Origin of the sequence: Caproicibacter sp. BJN0012, assembly GCF_035986805.1 — a bacterium.
Classification (GTDB): Bacteria; Bacillota; Clostridia; order Oscillospirales; family Acutalibacteraceae; genus Caproicibacter.
This window is the reverse complement of sequence record NZ_CP142518.1, coordinates 3,431,072-3,451,784: the sequence shown is the minus strand read 5'-3', so window position 1 is coordinate 3,451,784 and position 20,713 is coordinate 3,431,072. Positions and strand designations below refer to the sequence as shown.

Below are 20,713 nucleotides of genomic sequence, written 5' to 3'. Positions count from 1 at the left end.
TTTGATGATAATATTGAAACATAATTATTCGAGAGGAGAAAATAATATGAAAAAGAAGATCAAAAAAATTTCCTTATCATCGACTTGTTCTTAGCATTTTATTTTTGATTATTACACCGGCCGTGAGCGCGAGAGCGAAAACGGCTCAACAGAAATCTCATTCTGAGAACACCAGTTCTACGATTACGTCACAGACGAATCAGAGCAGTTTTGATATAAGTAATATCAAAAAAACAGCAAATTCGGTTGATCAAGAAAGATTTGAAGATGCTTCTGAAAAAATAAAGGACGTCGAGGGTTTAACAGTTCATAAGCAGCTTGAAAATTTCTTACGCGATAAAATGTCAATTTCAAAAAACACTGATTTATTATCTACGAAGGATAAAAAAGCTGTGTATGACAGTAAGATAGCGGAGAACTCTGAAACACAAAATAATCCGCCGGTTGCAGACTTAAAATATGCGATTTTAAATCCGGATTCTCTCATCGATGGAAATGTCACCACAGAGACTCAGATTGGCTGGTTATGGTCATACGATGGTCAAGATTTTACATATGACCCTGACGGCGATGCTATCGTGAAAAAAAACGTCGGCGGTATTCCAAATGATTCGATTATTGGAACATTTAATGACGGATCCGGTTTTGTTACGCAATTTACCACTGCCGCACAGTATGTTATGACATTTCAAGTAGAAGATGCCAGAGGTGCGCTGTCGAATGTGTTTTCGATCGTTATTTCTGTAGAACCTGCGGATGGAAATACTCGTCCCGTTTGTAATATTCAGTATTTATACGATAAATTTGATACGGATCAGGTTGAAGTGATTTCATGGAAGACATCCACAGATAGCGACGATTCTGATGTGATAACGGATCTTGGATTTTATATTACAAAGGAAGATGGAACGCAGCTTGTCCAGAACGTAGACTTTGCAGCCGCAATTGTCGATGATGAAACGCTTGGGATTCAGTTCGCGGAATCAGGCAACTATAAAATTTGGCTCAGAGTGGTCGATAAACATAATGCATGGTCCGATTGGGTGATTTTAAATGTAGCGGTAAGCGATCCAGACGTTACAATCAAAGATCTTTATGTTTCAAATAATTATCATAAGGATTATGACCCAATTGCGGAGGATGACGCAACCCAACATTGGATTGATTATCAAAAATCAATAGAATTAGCGAAAAAAGTTGGGGGTTCGGAGCAAGACGCCAGATGGGTATTGAACCAGGTGGAGTCAAAACAATTTCCCGCTGAATTGAGCAAATATGATTTGGGTTTTGGTTTTGTGGTAAAAGGTACGCTGGTCTACAGAGAGGATTCATCGCCGAAAGCCAACGCTCCGGTGCGGATTTATCTTCCGGTTACCAACGGCCACGGCATGGATACAACTGTCTATACGGATTCAGAGGGTAAATTCGAGTTTAATTGTAACGATATAAGAAAGTATTTCAGCGCGTTAGGCTATGATACAAGTAAAATCTATTTAGGGGACTGCTCAGGAGAGGATACGAGATATACATACTATAGCTCACAACCTGAGTATACAATTTTTTACTATCCTACGGACCTGAAAATATCAAGCGGCAACGATCAGTATCATCTAAGTGTCAGCGCCGCCGCGGGAGCCGTTGTCAATAATGGGAAAAAACCTTACGTATATGCCATTTTGGGCAACAGGTGGATATTGACAAGCGTCCCGGGCGATGCCGCGCTGCATTGGGTTGAGATCTCGTGATCAGGGAGGGAAAAAGCAATGGATGGAATTTGTCTGGACACAAAGGCGCAGACGGGAAACACGGATTTTTCCGTGACAAAGAACGTTGTCCTGAATGACCAAAGCGTGAAATTAAATTCCAATGGGAAGGCTTCTAAGCCGGAGCAAGTCCGATTGAATTTTGACCGGATTGACCGGGAAGACCGGCAGGAGGAATATGCCAGAAAACTGCAGGAACAACGGGAAGAGGACGAATACCGGCTGATCACGCAGGAAAATCCGGTTTACGGAAGCCTCACCGGACTCAAAAGCGCCGTCGGAGATTCCGAAAAAACATGCAACAATTTGCTGAATCATTACCACTATTACAACGATCAGATTTCTTATTATCAGGGACTGCTGAACGGACAGGACGGCGCGCAGCCACTGACCGACGCGCAGAAGAAGTCCTATCAGGATACGCTTACCCAGCTGCAAAGCGACAAACAGTTTTTATTGCAGAACGGGTACCCAAAGGATGAGCCGGCGGCTCATGTGCCGGATGCCACTGATATTTTATGCATGAGAACATATTTGGCCTTCATTTCCATGACGCCCGGCTTGGGGCAAGGCGCGTCCGGATTGAAGGAGAAGATTCGGGAGTTCGAAAATTTTCATTTGTCTTCGGAAAACTTTGAGCAAGATCTGAAAAGCGCGATCAACATGCTCAATGACATCAACGACACGATTTCGTCGATCTGGAATGATTATCATAACAGTGGGAACAAGGAACCCAGCGCCCCGGATGAACCGAAAAATCGCGGATTGAAGCCGGAATCTTACGCTGCCTTTTTTGCAAGAATGGAACAATCGAAGCAGCCTTTTGCGAACAACAGTTTTGTGCAGAAGCTAAGACGGCTGCACAGCGATGAGTATGTGGTAGTGTGAACCTGATCATTCCAGTCAGTCCGGTTTTACAAAGACAGGCCTTTCGGTTTCCGGAAGGCCTGTCTTTTTGTGCTATTTTCGATTTCGGCGGGAACGGGAGTACAGGATAAAACAGGAGATACAGGCGGCCAGGAACAGAACGAACAGCCCATAGGCCAACGGGCCTGGCCGGGACGTGACAAAAATCGCAGTCGGCCCGTCGGCTCCCCCGATGATGGTTTGACCCTTTGCCGCCGCCTCGCTGCCGTTCAGCCACATCCGAATGCGGCTGGCAGGGCCGGAAAACGCCGTGAGCCGGAGTCCGGCCGCGGCGGTCAATGCGGAGAAAAGAATGCCGAGCGCCAGCAGGAGCTTTTCCGAAGGTGTGCGTACCGGTGCGCCCCGGCTGTTTTCGGAAAGGAATTCGCCGGCCAGCGCCTCCGGCGCGCCCATGGCTCGGATGATCTCCCCTGCGGATTCCCCGCGCTCCAACCGGGCGCTGAAATCGGAGGCGAGATCCGTTTCCAGCCGCTTCCTTGTCTTTCGCGGCATTCCGGACCGGCGCAGGGCGCCGGATACTTCTTTCAAATACTGTTCCCTTGTCATCATTGAGACGAGTCCTCCTCCGTCAGTATGTCGTTTACGCTTTTTGAAAACTGTTCCCAAATTCCGCAGAGCCGTTTCAGCTCTCTCCGCCCCAGAGGCGTGATGGTGTATACTTTTTTCGGCGCGCCCCGGATTTTGTCCGTGCTCCACTGCGCGTGGATCAGGCCGTCGTCTTCCAGACGGTACAGAACCGGGTAAAGAGTTCCTTCCCGAAGGCTGAAAAACCGGCTGCTTTTCCGCTCCAGCTCCGTCAGCAGTTCGTATCCGTAGGCGGGGTGCCGTTCGATCAGCCGGAGAATGACGATCTCCAGCGCGCCTTTTTTCAGTTGGCGCTCGTATCGGTCATCCAGAACATTTCACCTCTTGATTGTAAAATATTTAGTATTACTAAACAGTATAGAACGACTCTGCGCCGCTGTCAAGGAAAACAGGAATGTCCTCCGCATATTCATCCCCGTTTCCGGCAAAATAAGGACGACTGAAACGAAAGGAGAAGAAAACATTGACAGTATCGAAAAAGGATTATAAAACGATGGCGGACAAGGTTTCCCCGCCGACCAAATGGGGGAAAAACATGGCGATGGCGTTCCTGTTCGGCGGCGGCATCTGCACGCTTGGGCAGGCGATCCTCCATCTCTACATGTCCTTCGGCCTGGACCAGAAGGAAGCGAGCACCTTCGTTTCCATCACACTGATTTTTCTCAGCGCGCTCCTGACGGCGCTGCGCGTTTACGACAACATTGCGAAGCACGCCGGGGCGGGGTCCCTGGTGCCGATTACCGGGTTTGCGAACTCGATTGTATCCCCGGCAATGGAATTCAAAAACGAGGGGTATGTTCTGGGCATCGGCGGAAAAATGTTCGTCATCGCCGGGCCGGTGCTGGTTTACGGGACCGCGGCGTCCATCCTGTATGGGCTGATCCTGTGGTTTTTCCATTTATATTGACGGGGAGTTGAGCGCATGCCGCAGAAAAAGGGAAAATACACATTTGAATTGACGACGCATCCGGCCGTCCTTGGGTATGCGTCGGTCGTTGGCAAAAAAGAGGGCGAAGGCCCGTACGGACAGTATTACGATCAGTGCCACAACGACACGACGCTGGGGGAATCCAGCTGGGAAAAGGCGGAAAGCCGCATGCAGAACGAGGCGGTCAACATCGCCCTTCGCAAGGCGAATCTGAAGAACACGGATATCGACTGCATTTTTGCGGGGGATCTGCTCAACCAGTGCATCTCCTCCACGTTCGGCCTCAAGAGCCTCGACATTCCGTTCCTCGGCCAGTTCGGAGCCTGCTCCACCATGGCGCAGACGCTCGGAATCGCCTCGCTGTTTGTGGAATCCGGCGCCGCGGGCCGCGCCGCGGCGGTGACCTCCTCCCACTTCTGTTCGGCGGAGCGGCAGTACCGGTTTCCGCTGGAATACGGCGGGCAGCGCACGCCGACCTCCCAATGGACCGCGACGGCGGCCGGAGCCGTCCTGCTTGGAAAAAGGCAGGACAACCCGGAGGCGAAAATCAGCCTGAACGCGGTCACGTTCGGCAGGATCACGGACTTCGGCATCAAGGACGCCAACAACATGGGTGCAGCGATGGCGCCCGCCGCCGCGCAGACGCTGCTGGACTTTTTCAGCGACACGGAATCCTCGCCGGAGGAGTTCGACCTGATTTTGACCGGGGATCTGGGCTTTGTGGGCAGCGAGCTTCTGGAAGAGCTGCTTCAGAAGGAGAACATCGACATCAAGCCGGTCCACAACGACTGCGGGATCATGATCTACGACCGCGAAAAACAGGACGTTCACGCGGGCGGCTCCGGCTGCGGGTGCAGCGCCGCGATCCTCTGCTCCGCCATTCTGCAGCAGATGGAGCAGGGGCAGCTCCATAAAGTGGTGTTCATCGGCACCGGCGCGCTGATGTCGCCGACCTCCTCCCAGCAGGGGGAGAGCATCCCCAGCGTCGCGCATCTGGTCCTTCTGACGGCAACGTGACGTTGCATCTTCAGCCCGCCGTTTAGCAAACAGAAAAAGGCCGGCACGGTTTGGCGGGACGGAGGTCAAATGCTCCCGGCGGCGGGCTGCCGTTCCGAAAACGAAAGTCAGAGGCTCTTTTTTAAAGGCGAAAGGTCCAGCCCCTCGCATCCGTCCAGATAAGCGGCTAATTGCTCCAGAATTCGCTTCACGCCGCCGTTCCGGTCGCTTTCGACATTCAGCGGCATGATCGGGTCGTGCACGCTCAGCCGAAGCAGGAACCAGCCGCCGCCGCGCTCGCCGTCGAGCGAAACCCGGACGCCCTCGTAGTTGTTCGGGGCGACGGTCCAGCCGGGCTGCCGGCGCGCATAGGTTTCCAGACCGGCGACCACGGCTTCCCCGCATTCGCGGAAGTTTTCCTTCCGAATCGGAAAGCGAAGCTCCAGCGCCTCGGCGGGTTCGCGCAGAGGGGCGAGAAGATCGCCGAGAGTTTTGCCCTGCGTGCGCAGCCGGGCCGACAGGATGATGATTTTGGTCACAAGATACGCGCCGTCGTCGAGGAAAAAGTTTTCCCGCATGGCCGCGTGGCCGGAGGTCTCGATCGCGAGAGGACAGTCCACCCCCTCCTTGTTCAGGCGGACCGCTTCGTTGATCACGTTGCGGTATCCGCGCTTGAAGCGGTGGTGTTTTCCGCCCAGCGTCTTTTCTATGTATTCCGTCAGTCCGCTGGAAGTGACGGAGTCGGTCACGACCGTGCCGCCGGGACAGTTTTCCAAAGCGATGCAGGAAGCGACCGCGACCAGGCGGTTACGGTTGATCTCGTCCCCGGCCGCGTCGACGGCCCCGCCGCGGTCCACGTCCGTGTCGAAGATGACGCCGAGGTCCGCCTTGGCGCGCAGCACCGCCCCGCGGACGGAGCGCATCGCCGTTTCATTTTCCGGGTTCGGAATGTGGTTCGGAAACATGCCGTCCGGGTCCAGAAACTGGCTGCCGGAAACATCCGCGCCAAGCGGCGCCAGAACGTCCCGCGCGTAAAAGCCGCCCGCGCCGTTCCCGGCGTCGACCACGATGTGGAATCCGGAGAGGGGCCTGTCGTAGTCGGCGGCGTTTACCCCCTTGCGGATCATGTCGCGCAGCCCGGCGCAGTATGTGCTCATGTAGTCGGCTTTCTCCACCGAACCGCCGCCGGGAGCGGGCCTGTCGCCGTTCTGCGCATGGAGCAGGATCTGCTCGATGTCCGGGCCGTCCAGCCCGCCGTCCGGTGTGAAGAATTTCAGCCCGTTGCGGTTCCAGGGATGGTGGCTCGCGGTGATCTGCACCGAACCGTCGCAGGAAAGGCCCCGCGTCACGTGGAACATGGACGGCGTGGAGGCTAACCCGCAGTCCAGAACCCGGATTCCCGCGGCGGCCAAAGCGCCGGAAACGGCGGCGAAGATGCGGTCCGCGGAAACGCGGCTGTCGTGCCCGACGGCCACGGCCAGCCGGTCCGCCGGTTTGCCGGCCCGCGCCGACAGCCACAGCGCGAAGCCCTGCGCCAGCCTCGCAAGCGTCTCGTCGGTCAGGTTCACCGGTTCTCCTGCGACGCCCGCGCTTGCGACGCCCCGGATATCCGTTCCGCTTTTCAGCTGATTCCAGTTGATATTTAACAAGGTCCTGGCCCCTTTCATCGTTGATTCGATCTCATTATAAAACCGGCGCGGACATTTGTAAACGGGGAGAGAGAATGGAACCATTCATTTCAGTGACTGATCTGACGAAAATCTATCATATGGGAGAATGCGAGATCCGCGCGCTTGCCGGAGTCACCCTCAGAGTGGAAAAGGGCGAATTCCTCGCGATCGTGGGCCGTTCCGGCAGCGGAAAATCCACCCTGATGAATATCATCGGGTGCCTGGATACGCCCTCCTCCGGCCAATACTTTCTCGAGGGGGAAAACGTCTCGGGCCTGAGCGAAAAAAAACTGGCGCAGATCCGCAACCGGCAGATCGGATTTATCTTTCAGAGCTTCAACCTGATCGGCGGGGAGGATGCGCTTGAAAATGTCGAGCTGCCGCTCGTCTACCGCGGAATCCCCAAAACCGAGCGGCGCACTTTGGCACAGGAAGCGCTCATGCAGGTCGGCCTGGGCGGAAGGATGCATCACCGGCCCGCCCAGATGAGCGGCGGGCAGCAGCAGAGGGTCGCCATCGCGCGCGCCATTGCCGCCCGCCCTCCGATCATCCTTGCGGACGAGCCGACCGGGAACCTGGATTCCCGGTCGGGCGGAGAGGTGATGGAGATTCTTCATTCGCTTCATCGCCTGGGCCGCACCGTCGTGCTGATCACGCACGACAGCCGCATCGCGGAGACGGCGGACCGCGTCGTGCGGATTCAGGACGGGAAAATCGCGGGGGAGGAAAAACGGATTGACAAACGGCAAATTCTGGTATAATATGGAAATAGAAAAATTATGCCGTCACCGGCAAAGTTAGTTAAGGAGGCTCTTTTATGACTTCCCCCGTTCAACTGCACGATGTCGACGTCAATTCATTTTTAAAGGTTCTTGACGAATGCAAAGGCAAGGTGTTTCTGGTCACCGACGAGGATGACCGCCTGAACCTGAAAAGCAAACTCAGCCAGCTCGTGGGTCTGACACGGCTGATTGAGGGAGGCAAGATCGCGGAGGCTTTTGTCATGTGCGAAGACCCCGAGGATGAATCCAGGCTGTTTCGTTTCAACCTGTTCGGGGATTCGGGAAAAGACCCGAAGTAACGAAACAAAAAACGGGCCGGAGCGGTTTACGCTCCGGCCGTTTTTGCCGATTCGGTCAAATATCGTCGTTGAAGAATTTATCCCAGTCGAAATCCTTTTTTTCGCCGCCGACAGGCTTTGCCTGGGACCTGGACGGGTCATAGCCGCTCCGTTCCGGCCGCTGCCGCGCCTGCGGCGGGACAGGCATGGTGTCGGTATCGCCGTCTTTGCTTTTACCCCGCGGCGTCCCGGACGGCTCCTGCGGAGGCGCCGGGTAAGGACCGGTGCTGCTGGAGCTGATGTCGGTAAATTCCATGCCGTCGGAGACGTCCGGACCGGCTCCGGCACCCGGTCCGCGCGGGCCGGGGCCGCTGAAGAACTGCAGGTAAACAAACGTCCCGATGCCGCAGGCCGAAAGGACGATCAGAGCGATTCCGGCCGGGAAAAGCCAGGAGCCGCCCCCTCCTTTCGGGGCGGCGGAGGACGTTTGGGAAGACGCGTCCTGCGCGCCGCTCGAGGCCTGCTGCCCGGTCGAAAGGAGAGAGCCCCAGTCTTCGGAGGAGAGGACATCGGGGTCGCTGATCGCCGCTTCCGCCTGGGAGGCGGCCTGCTCCACTTCCCGCTGGTGCGTGTCGACGCTCGCATAGCTGGAGGGTTTCCGGCTGGATGCGGCGCTCGCTTCCCACTGGGCGGTCAGGGTGATTTCGGAATAGATTTCAAACGAGGAGGAGACTCTTGCTCCCTTCATGGTCCAGTAGTCGAAAACATATCCCTTGCGCGTGGGAACGGGAAGGGAACTGACGTGCGCTCCCTGTTTGACATTGACAATTTTGATCGCGCTGCCGTCGTTGTAGTCCAGCTTGACGGGGACGGTCTCCCCCTCCGAGGGAACGTCCACGTTCCCGTTTCCGTCCGAAGAGGGAGGGCTTTCCGGCTCGCCGGGCGATTTGGAAGAGGAAGAACCCGGGGAGGAAGCAGAGCCTGAGGAAACGGGGCCGGATTCCGCCGCAACTTCGGCCTGCGCAAGCGCCGTCATGAAAAACAGTGCCGCGCTCATCGTCACGGCGAACAGAACGATTATGTACTTTTTTGCGTTTCTTCTCATCATCTGCAAATCCTCTCCCATGTGAACTTTACTCATATTATCATATTTCGCGGCTTGAATACAACCGAAACCGTGAAGAAAGAACTAACAATTTTAGGGGCGGCGTTTGAAAAACACGCACGGCGGTGTTATAATGACTTTCGATTATAAAAGTGGGGGAATTTTTCATGGCCGTTCTGATCAGCGCCGACAGCGCCTGCGATTTGTTTCCGGACCTTTACAGACAGCGCGGGATCAGCATTGTTCCGCTGTCGATCAACATCGGCGATCAGTCCTATAAGGATGTATTTGAAATCGGGCCGGACGAGCTGTTTGACGACTATGAGCGCACGAGGCGGCTGCCGAAAACCGCCGCTCCCCCGCCGGTCGACTTTTTCGAGGTCTTCCGGAAAGCGGCGGAAAACGGCGACAGCGTGGTGCATCTTGCCATGAATTCCAAATTTTCGTCGTCCTACCAGAACGCCTGCATCGCCGCGAAGGAATTCGAAAACGTTCATGTCATCAACACGTACACGTTAAGTTCGGCACAGGGATTATTGGTTCTGCGCGCGGCGGATATGCGGGACGCGGGCCTTCCGGCCGATGAAATTTCCGCACGGATTGAACAGGACAAGGAAAGAGTCCGCGCCTACGTTCTTCTGGACACGCTGGAATTCGCCTATCGGGGAGGGAGGGCCACCATGCTGCAGATGTTCGGGGCAAACCTTCTGAAGCTGCGCCCATGCCTGCTTCTGGACAATCAGGGGGAGCTTTCGGTCTGCAAAAAATTCCGGGGAAATTTCCGCCAGGTCTGTAAGGAATACGCGCGTTTTGTGTTGTCCCAGCCGAACCCGGACGGCGAGCGCGCCTTTGTTACCACCACCGGCATGGATCAGGAGCTTTTCGGCGAAATTACGGATCTGGTAAGGGAAAGCGGCAGATTCCGCGAGGTGCTCAATTCCCGCGCGGGCTGCGCGATGACGACTCACACCGGGCCAAACACGCTTGTTATATTCTATCTGGAGAAATAAGACGTCCGCCGGGAAAGAGGGGATCCGCATGAAGACGATGCAAACCCGCAGGCTGCTGCTGCGGCCCTGGTGCATGGAGGACCTTGAGGACTTTTACGCGTATGCGAAGGACCCGGAAATCGGGCCGAACGCGGGCTGGAAGCCCCATTGTTCCATGGACGAGAGCCGCGAGATCCTGAAAAATTTCGTGGGAAACGGGGAAGTGAGCGCGGTCGTCCTGAAGGAGACGGGAAAGGTCGTCGGTTCGCTCGGCCTGCACTCGGACCGGCTTTTTCACGAGGGTGAGGGTTCCTGCCGGGAAGTCGGCTACGTCCTTTCGCGCTCCTGCTGGGGTAAGGGCCTGATGACGGAGGCGGTCCGGCGGGCCGAGCGGTATGCGTTTGAGGAAATGAGGCTCGATTTTCTGTCCGTCGCCCATTTTCCCTTCAACGCGCGTTCCAGGCGGGTCATCGAGAAGTGCGGTTTCCGCTATGAAAAGACGCTCGCCGGTTCCTACACGGATTACCGCGGCGTGAAGCTGGACGAAGTCTGCTATCTCATGACGCGCGGAGGGTATGAGGACCTTGAGCGGAAACGGTTCCGCGCGGCGGGACTGACGCGGGAGCACGCAGAGGAAATCTGCTCCTGGCGTTACGACGGGCCTTACGCGGTCTACAACTCCTTTCCGTGGGAGGAGGTCTGCGCGCGCGGATGGGCGATGGCGGATGATGACAAGAGGAAGAGCGAATTTTATGCCGTTCAGGACGAAAGAGGAGAACTGTGCGGCTTTTTTCGCTTTTTCAGCCGGGACGGCGCGCTCCTGCTCGGCCTGGGCGTCCGGCCGGACCTCTGCGGCCTCGGCTACGGGAGAAGAATCATGGGGCTGGTTCTCAGAGAGTTCTTTTTCCGGTATCCGGGCCGGGACCTGGAGCTTGAGGTCCGCTCCTTCAACCGCCGGGCGGTTTCCTGTTACCGGAGCGCCGGATTTTTGGAAACCGTGCGTTACCGGCGGGAAACGCCGCTCGGCGAGGATGAGTTCGTGCGGATGAGGTTCAGCGGAGGGGAGGAGGCCTAACCCTCCGGCACGGCGTTTTCCGCGATCACGTCTTTGGTGAGCGCTTCCAGTTCCTTTAGGGAAGAAAGAAGAGACGCCCTGCGCCGGAATCCGGCGGCGCCCCGCAGTCCTTTCAGATACCAGCCCGCGTGCCCGCGCAGCTCGTTCATCGCGCGATGCTCGCCCTTGTAGCGGCATGCCAGCTCCGCCTGCCGCATAAGGACGAGCATTTTTTCGTGCACGCCCGGCGGCGGGACGATCCGGCAGGACTCCGCCAGATAGGCGTTGATCTGCCGGAACACCCACGGATTGCCCAGGGCGCCGCGCGCGACCATAATCGCGTTGCAGCCGGTTTCCTCCAGCATCCGCGCGGCGGAGGGAGCGTCCGTCACGTCCCCGTTGCCGATAACGGGGATCCCGACGGCTTCCCCGACCTGCTTGATGATGTTCCAGTCGGGGGACGGGGCGTACATCTGCGCGCGGGTGCGCGCGTGAACCGTCACCGCGGCGGCGCCGGCCCCCTCGCAGATTTTTGCTACTTCGACGGCGTTTTTACTTTTCCCGTCCCAGCCCGCCCTGATCTTGACCGTGACCGGCACGGGAACGGCGGCTTTGACCGCCGCGACGATCTCCCCGCACAGCGGCGGGTTTTTCATCAGGGCGCTGCCCGCGCCCGGACCGGTGATCTTCGGAGCGGGACAGCCCATGTTGATGTCGATCAAGTCGGGGAAAAACTCCATCGCGCGCTTCGCGCCTTCGGCCATCACGCCCGGTTCGCTTCCGAACAGCTGAATGGCCGAGGGGCGGGCCGCGTCCCCGAGCTCCATCAGGTCCTTTGTCTTTTTATCGTTGAATTGAAGCGCCTTGGCGCTGACCATTTCGCTGACCGTCATCGCCGCGCCGTACGCCGCGCAGACTTCGCGGAACGCGCGGTCGCCCGCGCCGGCCATCGGTGCAAGCACCGCGCGGCCCATAAGCTCGACCGCGCCGATTTTAATGGTATCCATAAAGTAACATCCCTGTTCCATCTATTTTAAACTGGCAGTCCGGCTGCCTCTGTTCAGGATTTTCCGGCGGTGCTTTTTATCGGATCGGGAACCGGTTTATTATACCGCCTGCCCGTTTATTTGTACAGCGCAGTTTCTTTTTCCGTTACGGCACTGTTAACTCTTAATTTTTGCATGGGAAAGTGATATAATACTTCCATAACTTGTATCCGGGGGAAAAGCGATGAAATTATTGGTACTGGACGGCAACAGCATTCTGAACCGGGCGTTCTACGGCGTGCGGCTCCTGACGACGAAGGAGGGGCTGTACACCAACGGGATCTACGGCTTTCTGACCATCCTCCACAAGCTGAAAACGGAGCTTTCCCCCGACGCGGTGGCAGTCGCGTTCGACCTGCGCGCGCCGACGTTTCGGCATCGGGAATACGCCGGCTACAAATCGAACCGCAAGGGCATGCCGCCGGAGCTGGCCCAGCAGCTTCCCACGCTCAAGGAACTGCTCACCCTGCTCGGGTACCGGCTGGTCACCTGCGAAGGGTTCGAGGCGGACGACATCCTCGGCACGCTTGCGGGGCAGTGCGAAAAAGAAGGGGACGAGTGCGTCCTGGCGACCGGGGACCGGGACAGCCTTCAGCTGGTCGGCCCGCACGTGACGGTCCGGCTTGCCTCCACCAAGATGGGGCAGCCGCAGGTGACGCTCTACGACGAGGCAAAGATCGAAGAGGACTACGGCGTGATCCCGAAGGAAATGATCGAGATCAAGGCGATTCAGGGCGATTCCTCCGACTGTATCCCCGGCGTGGCGGGCATCGGCCCGAAAGGCGCGGGACAGCTGATCCAGGCCTATCACTCCATCGACTACATCTACGGCCATCTTCCGGAACTTGAGATCAAAGACGGCATCCGGAAAAAGCTGGCGGAAGGAAAGGACAGCGCGTACTTAAGCCGCCGGCTCGGCACCATCCGCACCGACGTGCCGATCGACACCGACCTGAAGGATTACATCCCCGCCCCGTGCGACTGCGCGGGAGCCGCGGCGCTGATGGCGAAGCTGGAATTTTTCTCACTGATCGAGAAAATGGGATTGAACGCCCCGGAGCCGCCGCAGGTTTCTTCCGCGGCGCAGCCGTCCGCCGTCGTCGCGGAACACACGGATGCGGCCGCCTTGCTCAAAGCCGCGCGCGGGGACGGCCGCGCCGACATCCTCGCGGATTTTGCGGAGGGTGACCTGCGCGTCCTGTGGAACCGGGGCGGCGTGATTCATACCGTGGAGGGCGAGGAAACGCTGCGGGCGCTGTTTGGGGATGCGTCCGTCCGGAAAAACACGCACAACGTCAAGCCGCTTTTTTCCATCCTGCTGAGAGACGGAATCCCGATGAAGGGTCCCGTATTCGACACGATGCTGGCCGGGTATCTGCTGAACCCGTCCGCCTCCGGCTATGAGCCGGCGCGCCTTGCGAAGGAGTACGGCGTTCCGGAGCCCGCAGGGGAATGGAGCGAAGCGCAGGCCGCCGCCGCGGTGCTGCCGGGCCTTGCCGACCGGCTCCAGGAAAAAATCGCGGAGAATTCCCAGACGGAACTGCTCGGGAATATCGAGATTCCGCTGGCCCGGGTGCTGGCCGGCATGGAGAACGTCGGCTTCGCGGTGGACGCGGAGGGAATCCGTTCCTTCGGGGAAAAGCTGGAAGAACGGATCGCGGAGCTCCAGCGCCAGGTTTTTGATTCGGTCGGGTATGAGTTCAACCTCAATTCGCCGAAGCAGCTCGGCGACGCGCTGTTTGTCAAGCTGGGGCTTCCGCATGGAAAGAAGACGAAGACCGGCTGGTCCACCGGCGCGGAAACGCTGGAAAAGCTGCGCTACGACCACCCGGCGGTCGAGATGGTTCTGGATTACCGCGCGCTGGCCAAACTGAAATCCACCTATTGCGACGGCCTGCTGAAGGTGGTCGCGCCGGACGGCCGGATCCATTCCAGCTTCAATCAGACGGAGACGCGCACGGGTCGAATCAGCTCCACGGAGCCGAACCTTCAGAATATCCCCGTCCGCACGGAGTTGGGCAGGGAGATGCGCCGGTTTTTTGTCGCCCGCCCCGGCTGGGTGCTGGTGGACGCGGACTATTCGCAGATCGAACTGCGGGTGCTGGCGCACGTCGCGAACGACCGGAACATGATCCAGGCGTTCCGGGAAGAAAAAGACATCCACCGCAGCACGGCGGCGCAGGTGTTCCATATGCCGGAGGAACTGGTCACTCCGCTGATGCGCAGCCGGGCGAAAGCCGTCAACTTCGGCATCGTCTACGGCATCGGCGCGTTTTCGCTCTCGAAGAACATCCATGTCTCCGTCGCCGAGGCGAAGCAGTACATCACGGATTACCTCGCGAACTTTTCCGGCGTGGATTCCTACATGAAACGCGTGGTGGAGGAGGCGAAGGAGAACGGCTACGTCCAGACGCTGTTCGGGCGGCGGCGTTACCTGCCGGAGCTGAAGTCCTCCAACTTCAACCTGCGCTCGTTCGGGGAGCGCGTGGCGCGGAACATGCCGATCCAGGGAACGGCGGCCGACGTCATCAAAATCGCGATGATCCGCGTGCGGGACCGCCTGGATCGGGAGAAAATGAAAGCGAAGCTGATTCTGCAGGTGCACGACGAACTGATCGTCGAGGCCCCGAAAGAGGAGGCGGAACGGGTTGCCGCGCTGCTGACGGAGGAGATGCAGAACGCCGTTTCGCTCTCCGTCCCGATGATCGCCGAGGCAAAGACCGGGACAACCTGGTATGAGGCGAAGGCATAGCATGGGGATTTTCGCATGCCCCGTCTGCGGGGCGCCGCTCGCGCGGGAAGAAAAGGCCTGCCGCTGTGCGAACGGGCACAGCTACGACATCGCGAAAGAGGGCTACGTCTATCTGCTGCCGCCGAACAAGAGGCACTCCGCCGATCCGGGCGACAGCCGGGAGATGATCGCCTCCCGCCGCAGGTTCCTGGAGTCAGGGTACTACCGGATTTTCAGCGACCGGCTGAACGCGCTGGTTCGGGACCATGTGGAAACGGACCGCCCCGTGCTTCTGGACGCGGGCTGCGGCGAAGGGTACTACGCGGGCCGGCTGCGGGAGTTCCTTCTGGAAAACGGCGGAAGGCCGGAGCAGTACGGCTTCGACATTTCCAAATCCGCCGTGCGGGCCGCGGCGAAAAAATACGGAGAAATTTCCTTTGCGGTCGGCAGCATGTTCGGCATTCCCGTTCTTAACGGTTCCGTGGACGCCGTGACGGATGTTTTCGCGCCGATCGTGCCCGAAGAGCTGCTCCGGGTCCTGCGCCCGGGGGGCCTTCTGGTCCTCGCTGTTCCGTCGGAGCGCCATCTGTACGGGCTGAAAGAACTCCTGTACGACGAGCCGTATGAGAACGAGCGCAGGGACACGGAATATCCCGGCTTCGCCTTTCTGGAACGCGTGCCGGTGAGGGGAACCGTTGCGATCAGCGGGACACGGGCCGTGGAGGATCTGTTCGCCATGACCCCTTATTTCCGCAAAACCCCGCGCGAAGGCTGCGAACGCCTTGCCCGGACCCAAGCGCTGACCACGGAAACAGGATTCGATTTCTTACTCTATCGCAAGGTGGGAGAATGATGAGCAAGCGAAAGGCATTCGTCAATTTTGTCAAAGCGGAGAATATTTTTTTCATGATCGCCGTGACGGTCCTCGCCATGGCGGTCCGGCTGAGATTTTTCGGCTATGTCTCCAGCGACTACAGGCAGTTTCTCTCCGGGTGGTTTGAACTGATCCGGCAGAACGGAGGGCTTGCGGCGGCCGGCCTTGATTTCGGCGACTACACGCCCGCTTACTACTACCTGCTCGGCCTTGTCTCCTACCTTCCGTTTTCCGGCCTGCATCTCATTAAAGCCCTGTCGTGCGCGGGGGACGTCGCGGCCGCGTACTTTGTGTTCCGCATGGTCGACCGCAAGTACGGCGAGTTCTGGGGGGAGATCGCCTACGCCATCACGCTGTTTCTGCCGACCGTCATTCTGAATTCGTCGGTCTGGGCGCAGTGCGATTCCATCTATACCGCCGCGCTGCTCGGCTGTGTCTGTTACCTGATGGAGGACCGGGAAGTCCGCGCGGTCACGGCGTTTTCCATTGCGTTCGCGCTCAAGCTGCAGGCGGTGTTCCTCGCCCCGTTTCTGCTCCTTTTGCTGCTGAAGCGGAAAATAAGGGCGCGCTGCCTGCTGATCCCGCCGCTCGTCTATCTGATCTCCATTCTGCCCGCCGCGCTGCTCGGCCGTGATTTCGGCGAACTGCTGACCGTCTACGTCCAACAGGCGCAGGAATACCGGGAACCGACCATGAACCTGCCGAATCTGTACTCCTGGTTTCCTTCCGATGTTTCGGATTCCTTCGGCGGCGCCGCGGTGCTGGCCGCAGGCGCGCTGGTCCTGTTCTCGTTCGCCTATCTGTGTTCGAAAAAGTTCCAGCTGAACGACGAAATGCTGATTTCCCTTGCGCTGTTCTACACCATGATGCTGCCGTATTTTCTGCCGTACATGCACGAGCGGTACTGGTACCCCGCGGACCTGCTCTCCGTCGTGTTTGCGTTTTATTTCCCGGAAAAGTTTTATGTTCCGGTCATCACGGTGCTGTCCTCCCTCTACGCCTACAGCCGCTTTCTGTTCCGGTTCCGGTTTATCAGCATGAAGCTGTTTTCCGTTCTGATGCTCTTTAACCTGATCTGGGTCGCGATCCATGTCATTTACCGGATCCGGGACGGCTCGGACTGGAGGGTGGTGCGGCGCTGATGGATGGTCTGAGACTGGTTCCCATGGCGGCGCGCCATCTGGACAGTCTTGCGGAGCTGGAGCGGATCTGTTTTGCCGAACCGTGGACACTCAAGGGGCTTGAAGCGGAGCTGTCCTGCGATACCGCCGTGTTTCTGGTCGCGGAGTGCGGCGGGGCGGTCGCGGGTTACGCCGGGATGCACTGCGTCTGCGGGGAATGCTATGTGGACAATATCGCCGTTTTCCCGCGCTTCCGGCGCGGGGGCGTCGGCCGCGCGCTGACGCAGGGGCTGATCGAGCGGGCGCGGGGGCGGAACGCGGGATTTTTCAGCCTGGAAGTCCGGCCCTCCAACGCGGCGGCGGTCGCGCTCTATGAATCGCTCGGCCTGCGGGAGGCCGGGCGCAGGAAAAACTTCTACCGTTCGCCGCCGGAGGACGCGCTGATTCTGACGCTGAATTTCCGGGCAGAGTGACGCTGCGTCCTTCAGCCCGCCGGCCGGCAGGGAGCGGACGGCCGGTTAAGACGGGCGGGACGGTACCGGGATGCTTCCGAACGCGGGGAAGAGATGTTTTGTCCTATGAAAAAAGGGGGATTTGCCATGTCGAAAAAAGAGGCCCGGCTGCTGGCGCTGGCCTGCACGTTTATCGGGATCGTCGTCGGATTCCTGATTGCGCCGATCAAGGCCGGAACCACCGTGAGCTGCGGCAACAACAATACGATTGAGAAACCGGCAGACAGATGGAAAAAGCGCCGGCTGGAAAGACGTCCCGCCGTTCGGGAGGAGGAACCGGAGGACCCATGCGAATTCTAGGAATTGAATCCTCCTGCGACGAAACCGCCGCCGCCGTGGTGGACGACGGCAGGACGATCCTCTCCAATGCGGTGGCTTCTCAGGTGGAAGAACACCGGCTGTACGGCGGAGTCGTGCCGGAAATTGCGTCCCGCAGGCACTGCGAGGCGATTTCAGGTATCGTGCAGAAGGCGCTGGACGACGCGGGGACGGATCTGAACGGGATCGACGCCGTTGCGGTCACTTATGCCCCCGGGCTGATCGGCGCGCTGCTGGTCGGCGTCAATTTCGCGAAGGGGCTGGCCCTTTCGGCGGACAAGCCTCTTGTGCCGGTGCATCACCTGCGCTCCCACATCGCGGCGAATTACCTGACCCACCCGGAGCTGGAACCTCCGTTCCTGTGCCTGGTGGTTTCCGGAGGTCACACGCACCTGATCGACGTGCGGGGCTACACCGGCTTTCGTGTGCTCGGCCGCACCCGCGACGACGCCGCGGGCGAAGCGTTCGACAAAGCCGCGCGCGCGATGGGCATGCCGTATCCCGGCGGGGTGGAACTGGATAAAATTGCCGAGAGCGGCAATGATAAGGCGTACCGGCTCCCGCGGCCTTCCGTGGACGGCGCGCCCTTTGATTTCAGCTTTTCCGGCCTGAAAACCAATGTCATCAATCTGCTGCACAACGCGGAACAGCGCGGAGAAACGGTTTCGATTCCGGACCTTGCGGCGTCCTACCGCAGGGCCGTCGTCGACTGCCTGGTGAGAAACGCCCTGCTGGCGGCAGAGCAAACCGGGGCCCAAAAGCTGGTCACGGCGGGCGGCGTTTCGGCCAATTCCCTTCTGCGCCGGGAGCTGCGCGCGCGCTGTGCCGAGCGCGGCCTCTCCTTTTACTGCCCGCGGCTTTCCCTCTGCGGCGACAACGGGGCCATGGTCGCGGCGCAGGGGTACTATGAATTTGCCGCGGGAAATATCGCCGGTCCGGACCTGAACGCCTGTGCCGAGCTTCCGGTGGAATTTTCTCCTGTATAATCTTTGCAGGAAATTTACGAATGTTATTCATTTTGCACGAAATAAAACCATCAGACTGCCAATATTTCATTCCCGGGCATGTCCGGAAAGATTGATTAATAAAAATTGTTGTATTATAATAGTAATATATTCAATTGGCCATTGGGCCGAAAGGAGAGGCATATGACTCAGAACCAATCGGTGTTGGAATGGATCGAAAAAATGAAGGCGCTTGTCACTCCGGACAAAGTTCTCTGGATTGACGGAACTCAGGAGCAAATTGAATTATTGAGAGCCGAAGCTTGCAAAACCGGCGAAATGATCGAGCTCAATGAGGAAAAGCTGCCCGGTTGCTATCTCCACCGCACGGCGGTCAACGACGTGGCGCGCGTGGAAGGACGCACCTTTATCTGCTCCCGCAAAGAGGAAGACGCGGGGCCGACCAATCACTGGATGGAGCCGTCGAAGGCCTACGAAATGCTGTACGGCATTGCCAGAAACAGCTATCGGGGCCGCACGATGTACGTCATCCCTTATTCGATGGGACCCGTGGGCTCGCCGTTTTCAAAGATCGGCATCGAGCTGACGGACTCTATTTATGTTGTTTTGAACATGTGCATCATGACCCGGGTCGGCACGGAGGTTGTCAAAGCGCTCGGCAACAGCGGTGAATGGGTGCGCGGCCTCCACTGCAAATGCCAGATCGACGAGGAAAAGCGGTACATCTGCCATTTCCCGGAGGACAACACCATCATTTCCGTCAATTCCGGTTACGGCGGGAACGTCCTGCTCGGCAAAAAGTGCTTCGCGCTGCGCATCGCCTCCTACCTTGGCAAAACCGAGGGCTGGATGGCGGAACATATGCTGATTCTCGGGATTCAGAATCCGCTGGGCGAGATCAAATATGTTGCGGCGGCGTTTCCGTCTGCGTGCGGCAAAACGAACCTCGCCATGCTGATTCCGCCGGAGTTCTACCGCAAAAAGGGCTACAGGGTCTGGACGGTCGGCGACGACATCGCCTGGATGCGCGTCGGTCCGGACGGCAGGCTGTGGGCCGTCAATCCGGAGAACGGATTCTTCGGCGTGGCGCCCGGCACCAACGAAAAGTCCAACCCGAACGCGCTCGCGACGACGAAATCCGGCACGATCTTTACAAATGTAGCGCATAATCTGGACGACAACACCGTCTGGTGGGAGGGCCTCGACCACAATCCGCCGAAGAACGGGATGGATTGGAAAGGCCGCCCCTGGGATGGGACAACCAGCAAGGAAAAGGGCGCCCACCCGAACAGCCGCTTCACCGCGCCGGCCAAGAACTGCCCGTGCGTCAGCCCTGAGTTCGACAGCGGCCGCGGCGTCCCGATTTCCGCGATCATTTTCGGCGGGCGCCGCGCGCACACCACTCCGCTGGTGTACCAGTCCAGGGACTGGAACAACGGCGTGTTCGTAGGTTCCATCATGGCCTCCGAAACAACCGCCGCCGCGACCGGCGCCGTGGGCGTCGTGCGCCGCGACCCGATGGCCATGCTGCCGTTCTGCGGCTACCATATGGGCGACTATTTCAAGCACTGGATCGACATGGGCGCGAGGCTTGGCGACAAGGCCCCGAAGATCTTCAACGTCAACTGGTTCCGGCTTGACGAGCAGGGCCACTTTATCTGGCCGGGTTTCGGTGACAACCTGCGCGTGCTCGAATGGATCATCAGGCGCTGCGAGGGCAAGGCGGACGCGGTGGATACCCCGATCGGCTATGTGCCGAAAGCGGACGACATCAATCTGACGGATCTTGACATGAATATCGGCACGCTGCAGTCGATTCTTGATGTGGACAAAGCGGAATGGCGGAAGGAAGCCGACGGGATTGAGGAATTCTACCAGAAATTCGGCGAGAAGCTCCCGCCGGAAATCAAAGCGGAATTGAATAAATTAAAAGATCGGCTTGCATAGGCTCAGGTTAAACCAGGCGGCATTCCAGGCATGGATGCCGCCTTTTTTGACTTAATTTTCGATATTTCATAAAAAGTATGAATAAATTATATCAGAATTTGAAATTTTGTGTAAATACCACA

20 protein-coding genes are annotated in these 20,713 nt (G+C 58.1%); 15 read left to right on the top strand and 5 right to left on the bottom strand.

What is annotated here, in order from left to right; genetic code table 11:
* Positions 1-104: 104 nt before the first annotated feature.
* Together VA597_RS17045 and VA597_RS17040 are read left to right on the top strand one after the other, a co-directional pair.
* Entirely contained in the window at positions 105-1,745 is a 1,641-nt protein-coding gene (locus tag VA597_RS17045) for a hypothetical protein (protein WP_128744071.1), read from the top strand.
* Positions 1,746-1,763: 18 nt separating this feature from the next.
* A complete protein-coding gene (locus tag VA597_RS17040; protein ID WP_128744070.1) occupies positions 1,764-2,651 on the top strand; it encodes a hypothetical protein in 888 nt (295 codons plus the stop codon).
* 72 nt (positions 2,652-2,723) lie between these two features.
* Here the strand turns inward: VA597_RS17040 and VA597_RS17035 are convergent, their stop codons facing one another.
* Together VA597_RS17035 and VA597_RS17815 are read right to left on the bottom strand one after the other, a co-directional pair.
* The gene (locus VA597_RS17035) at positions 2,724-3,239 is read right to left on the bottom strand and encodes an HAAS signaling domain-containing protein (RefSeq protein ID WP_128744069.1); all 516 of its coding nucleotides are present in this window, start codon (positions 3,237-3,239) and stop codon (positions 2,724-2,726) included.
* Complete coding sequence (locus VA597_RS17815) at positions 3,236-3,523, bottom strand: PadR family transcriptional regulator (RefSeq protein ID WP_442861496.1); 288 nt, start codon at positions 3,521-3,523, stop codon at positions 3,236-3,238. The genes VA597_RS17035 and VA597_RS17815 overlap by 4 nt, the downstream gene beginning before the upstream one ends.
* Positions 3,524-3,738: 215 nt before the next feature.
* Here VA597_RS17815 and spoVAC point away from each other — a divergent pair, with 215 nt between their 5' ends.
* Complete coding sequence (spoVAC, locus tag VA597_RS17030) at positions 3,739-4,182, top strand: stage V sporulation protein AC (RefSeq protein WP_326974895.1); 444 nt, start codon at positions 3,739-3,741, stop codon at positions 4,180-4,182.
* Positions 4,183-4,197: 15 nt separating this feature from the next.
* Positions 4,198-5,220 carry a stage V sporulation protein AD gene (gene spoVAD / locus VA597_RS17025; protein ID WP_128744068.1) on the top strand — a complete coding sequence of 341 codons (1,023 nt, stop codon included), beginning with the start codon at positions 4,198-4,200 and terminating at the stop codon, positions 5,218-5,220.
* Between the two features lie 107 nt (positions 5,221-5,327).
* Here the strand turns inward: spoVAD and VA597_RS17020 are convergent, their stop codons facing one another.
* Positions 5,328-6,848 (bottom strand): phosphomannomutase/phosphoglucomutase, encoded by a 1,521-nt coding sequence (locus VA597_RS17020; protein ID WP_128744067.1) that lies wholly within the window; start codon positions 6,846-6,848, stop codon positions 5,328-5,330.
* A gap of 74 nt (positions 6,849-6,922) precedes the next feature.
* Here VA597_RS17020 and VA597_RS17015 point away from each other — a divergent pair, with 74 nt between their 5' ends.
* Both VA597_RS17015 and VA597_RS17010 read left to right on the top strand, forming a co-directional pair.
* Positions 6,923-7,630 (top strand): ABC transporter ATP-binding protein, encoded by a 708-nt coding sequence (locus VA597_RS17015; protein WP_128744066.1) that lies wholly within the window; start codon positions 6,923-6,925, stop codon positions 7,628-7,630.
* Positions 7,631-7,686: 56 nt separating this feature from the next.
* Positions 7,687-7,950: a hypothetical protein gene (locus VA597_RS17010; RefSeq protein WP_128744065.1), complete on the top strand. Its 264-nt coding sequence runs from the start codon at positions 7,687-7,689 to the stop codon at positions 7,948-7,950.
* A 55-nt stretch (positions 7,951-8,005) separates the two neighbouring features.
* Here VA597_RS17010 and VA597_RS17005 read toward each other — a convergent pair whose 3' ends face one another.
* Positions 8,006-9,070, bottom strand: a complete 1,065-nt coding sequence (locus tag VA597_RS17005; RefSeq protein WP_128744064.1) for an InlB B-repeat-containing protein — start codon at positions 9,068-9,070, stop codon at positions 8,006-8,008.
* A gap of 131 nt (positions 9,071-9,201) precedes the next feature.
* Here VA597_RS17005 and VA597_RS17000 point away from each other — a divergent pair, with 131 nt between their 5' ends.
* Positions 9,202-10,044 carry a DegV family protein gene (locus VA597_RS17000; protein ID WP_128744063.1) on the top strand — a complete coding sequence of 281 codons (843 nt, stop codon included), beginning with the start codon at positions 9,202-9,204 and terminating at the stop codon, positions 10,042-10,044.
* A gap of 28 nt (positions 10,045-10,072) precedes the next feature.
* The gene (locus VA597_RS16995) at positions 10,073-11,098 is read left to right on the top strand and encodes a GNAT family N-acetyltransferase (protein ID WP_128744062.1); all 1,026 of its coding nucleotides are present in this window, start codon (positions 10,073-10,075) and stop codon (positions 11,096-11,098) included.
* Here the strand turns inward: VA597_RS16995 and dusB are convergent.
* Positions 11,095-12,084: a tRNA dihydrouridine synthase DusB gene (dusB, locus tag VA597_RS16990; RefSeq protein WP_128744061.1), complete on the bottom strand. Its 990-nt coding sequence runs from the start codon at positions 12,082-12,084 to the stop codon at positions 11,095-11,097. The genes VA597_RS16995 and dusB overlap by 4 nt on opposite strands.
* Positions 12,085-12,307: 223 nt before the next feature.
* Here dusB and polA point away from each other — a divergent pair, with 223 nt between their 5' ends.
* From polA to VA597_RS16955, 7 genes are all read left to right on the top strand, one after another.
* Entirely contained in the window at positions 12,308-14,875 is a 2,568-nt protein-coding gene (gene polA, locus VA597_RS16985; protein ID WP_128744060.1) for a DNA polymerase I, read from the top strand.
* A 1-nt stretch (position 14,876) separates the two neighbouring features.
* Positions 14,877-15,707: a putative RNA methyltransferase gene (locus VA597_RS16980; protein ID WP_128744059.1), complete on the top strand. Its 831-nt coding sequence runs from the start codon at positions 14,877-14,879 to the stop codon at positions 15,705-15,707.
* Positions 15,704-16,870: a hypothetical protein gene (locus VA597_RS16975; protein ID WP_128744058.1), complete on the top strand. Its 1,167-nt coding sequence runs from the start codon at positions 15,704-15,706 to the stop codon at positions 16,868-16,870. The genes VA597_RS16980 and VA597_RS16975 overlap by 4 nt, the downstream gene beginning before the upstream one ends.
* The gene (gene rimI, locus VA597_RS16970; RefSeq protein WP_128744057.1) at positions 16,870-17,322 is read left to right on the top strand and encodes a ribosomal protein S18-alanine N-acetyltransferase; all 453 of its coding nucleotides are present in this window, start codon (positions 16,870-16,872) and stop codon (positions 17,320-17,322) included. Before VA597_RS16975 ends, rimI begins: the two co-directional genes overlap by 1 nt.
* 126 nt (positions 17,323-17,448) lie before the next feature.
* Positions 17,449-17,661, top strand: a complete 213-nt coding sequence (locus tag VA597_RS16965) for a hypothetical protein (RefSeq protein WP_128744056.1) — start codon at positions 17,449-17,451, stop codon at positions 17,659-17,661.
* The gene (tsaD, locus tag VA597_RS16960) at positions 17,649-18,665 is read left to right on the top strand and encodes a tRNA (adenosine(37)-N6)-threonylcarbamoyltransferase complex transferase subunit TsaD (RefSeq protein ID WP_128744055.1); all 1,017 of its coding nucleotides are present in this window, start codon (positions 17,649-17,651) and stop codon (positions 18,663-18,665) included. Before VA597_RS16965 ends, tsaD begins: the two co-directional genes overlap by 13 nt.
* Positions 18,666-18,827: 162 nt before the next feature.
* The gene (locus VA597_RS16955; protein ID WP_128744054.1) at positions 18,828-20,591 is read left to right on the top strand and encodes a phosphoenolpyruvate carboxykinase (GTP); all 1,764 of its coding nucleotides are present in this window, start codon (positions 18,828-18,830) and stop codon (positions 20,589-20,591) included.
* Positions 20,592-20,713: the final 122 nt, after the last annotated feature.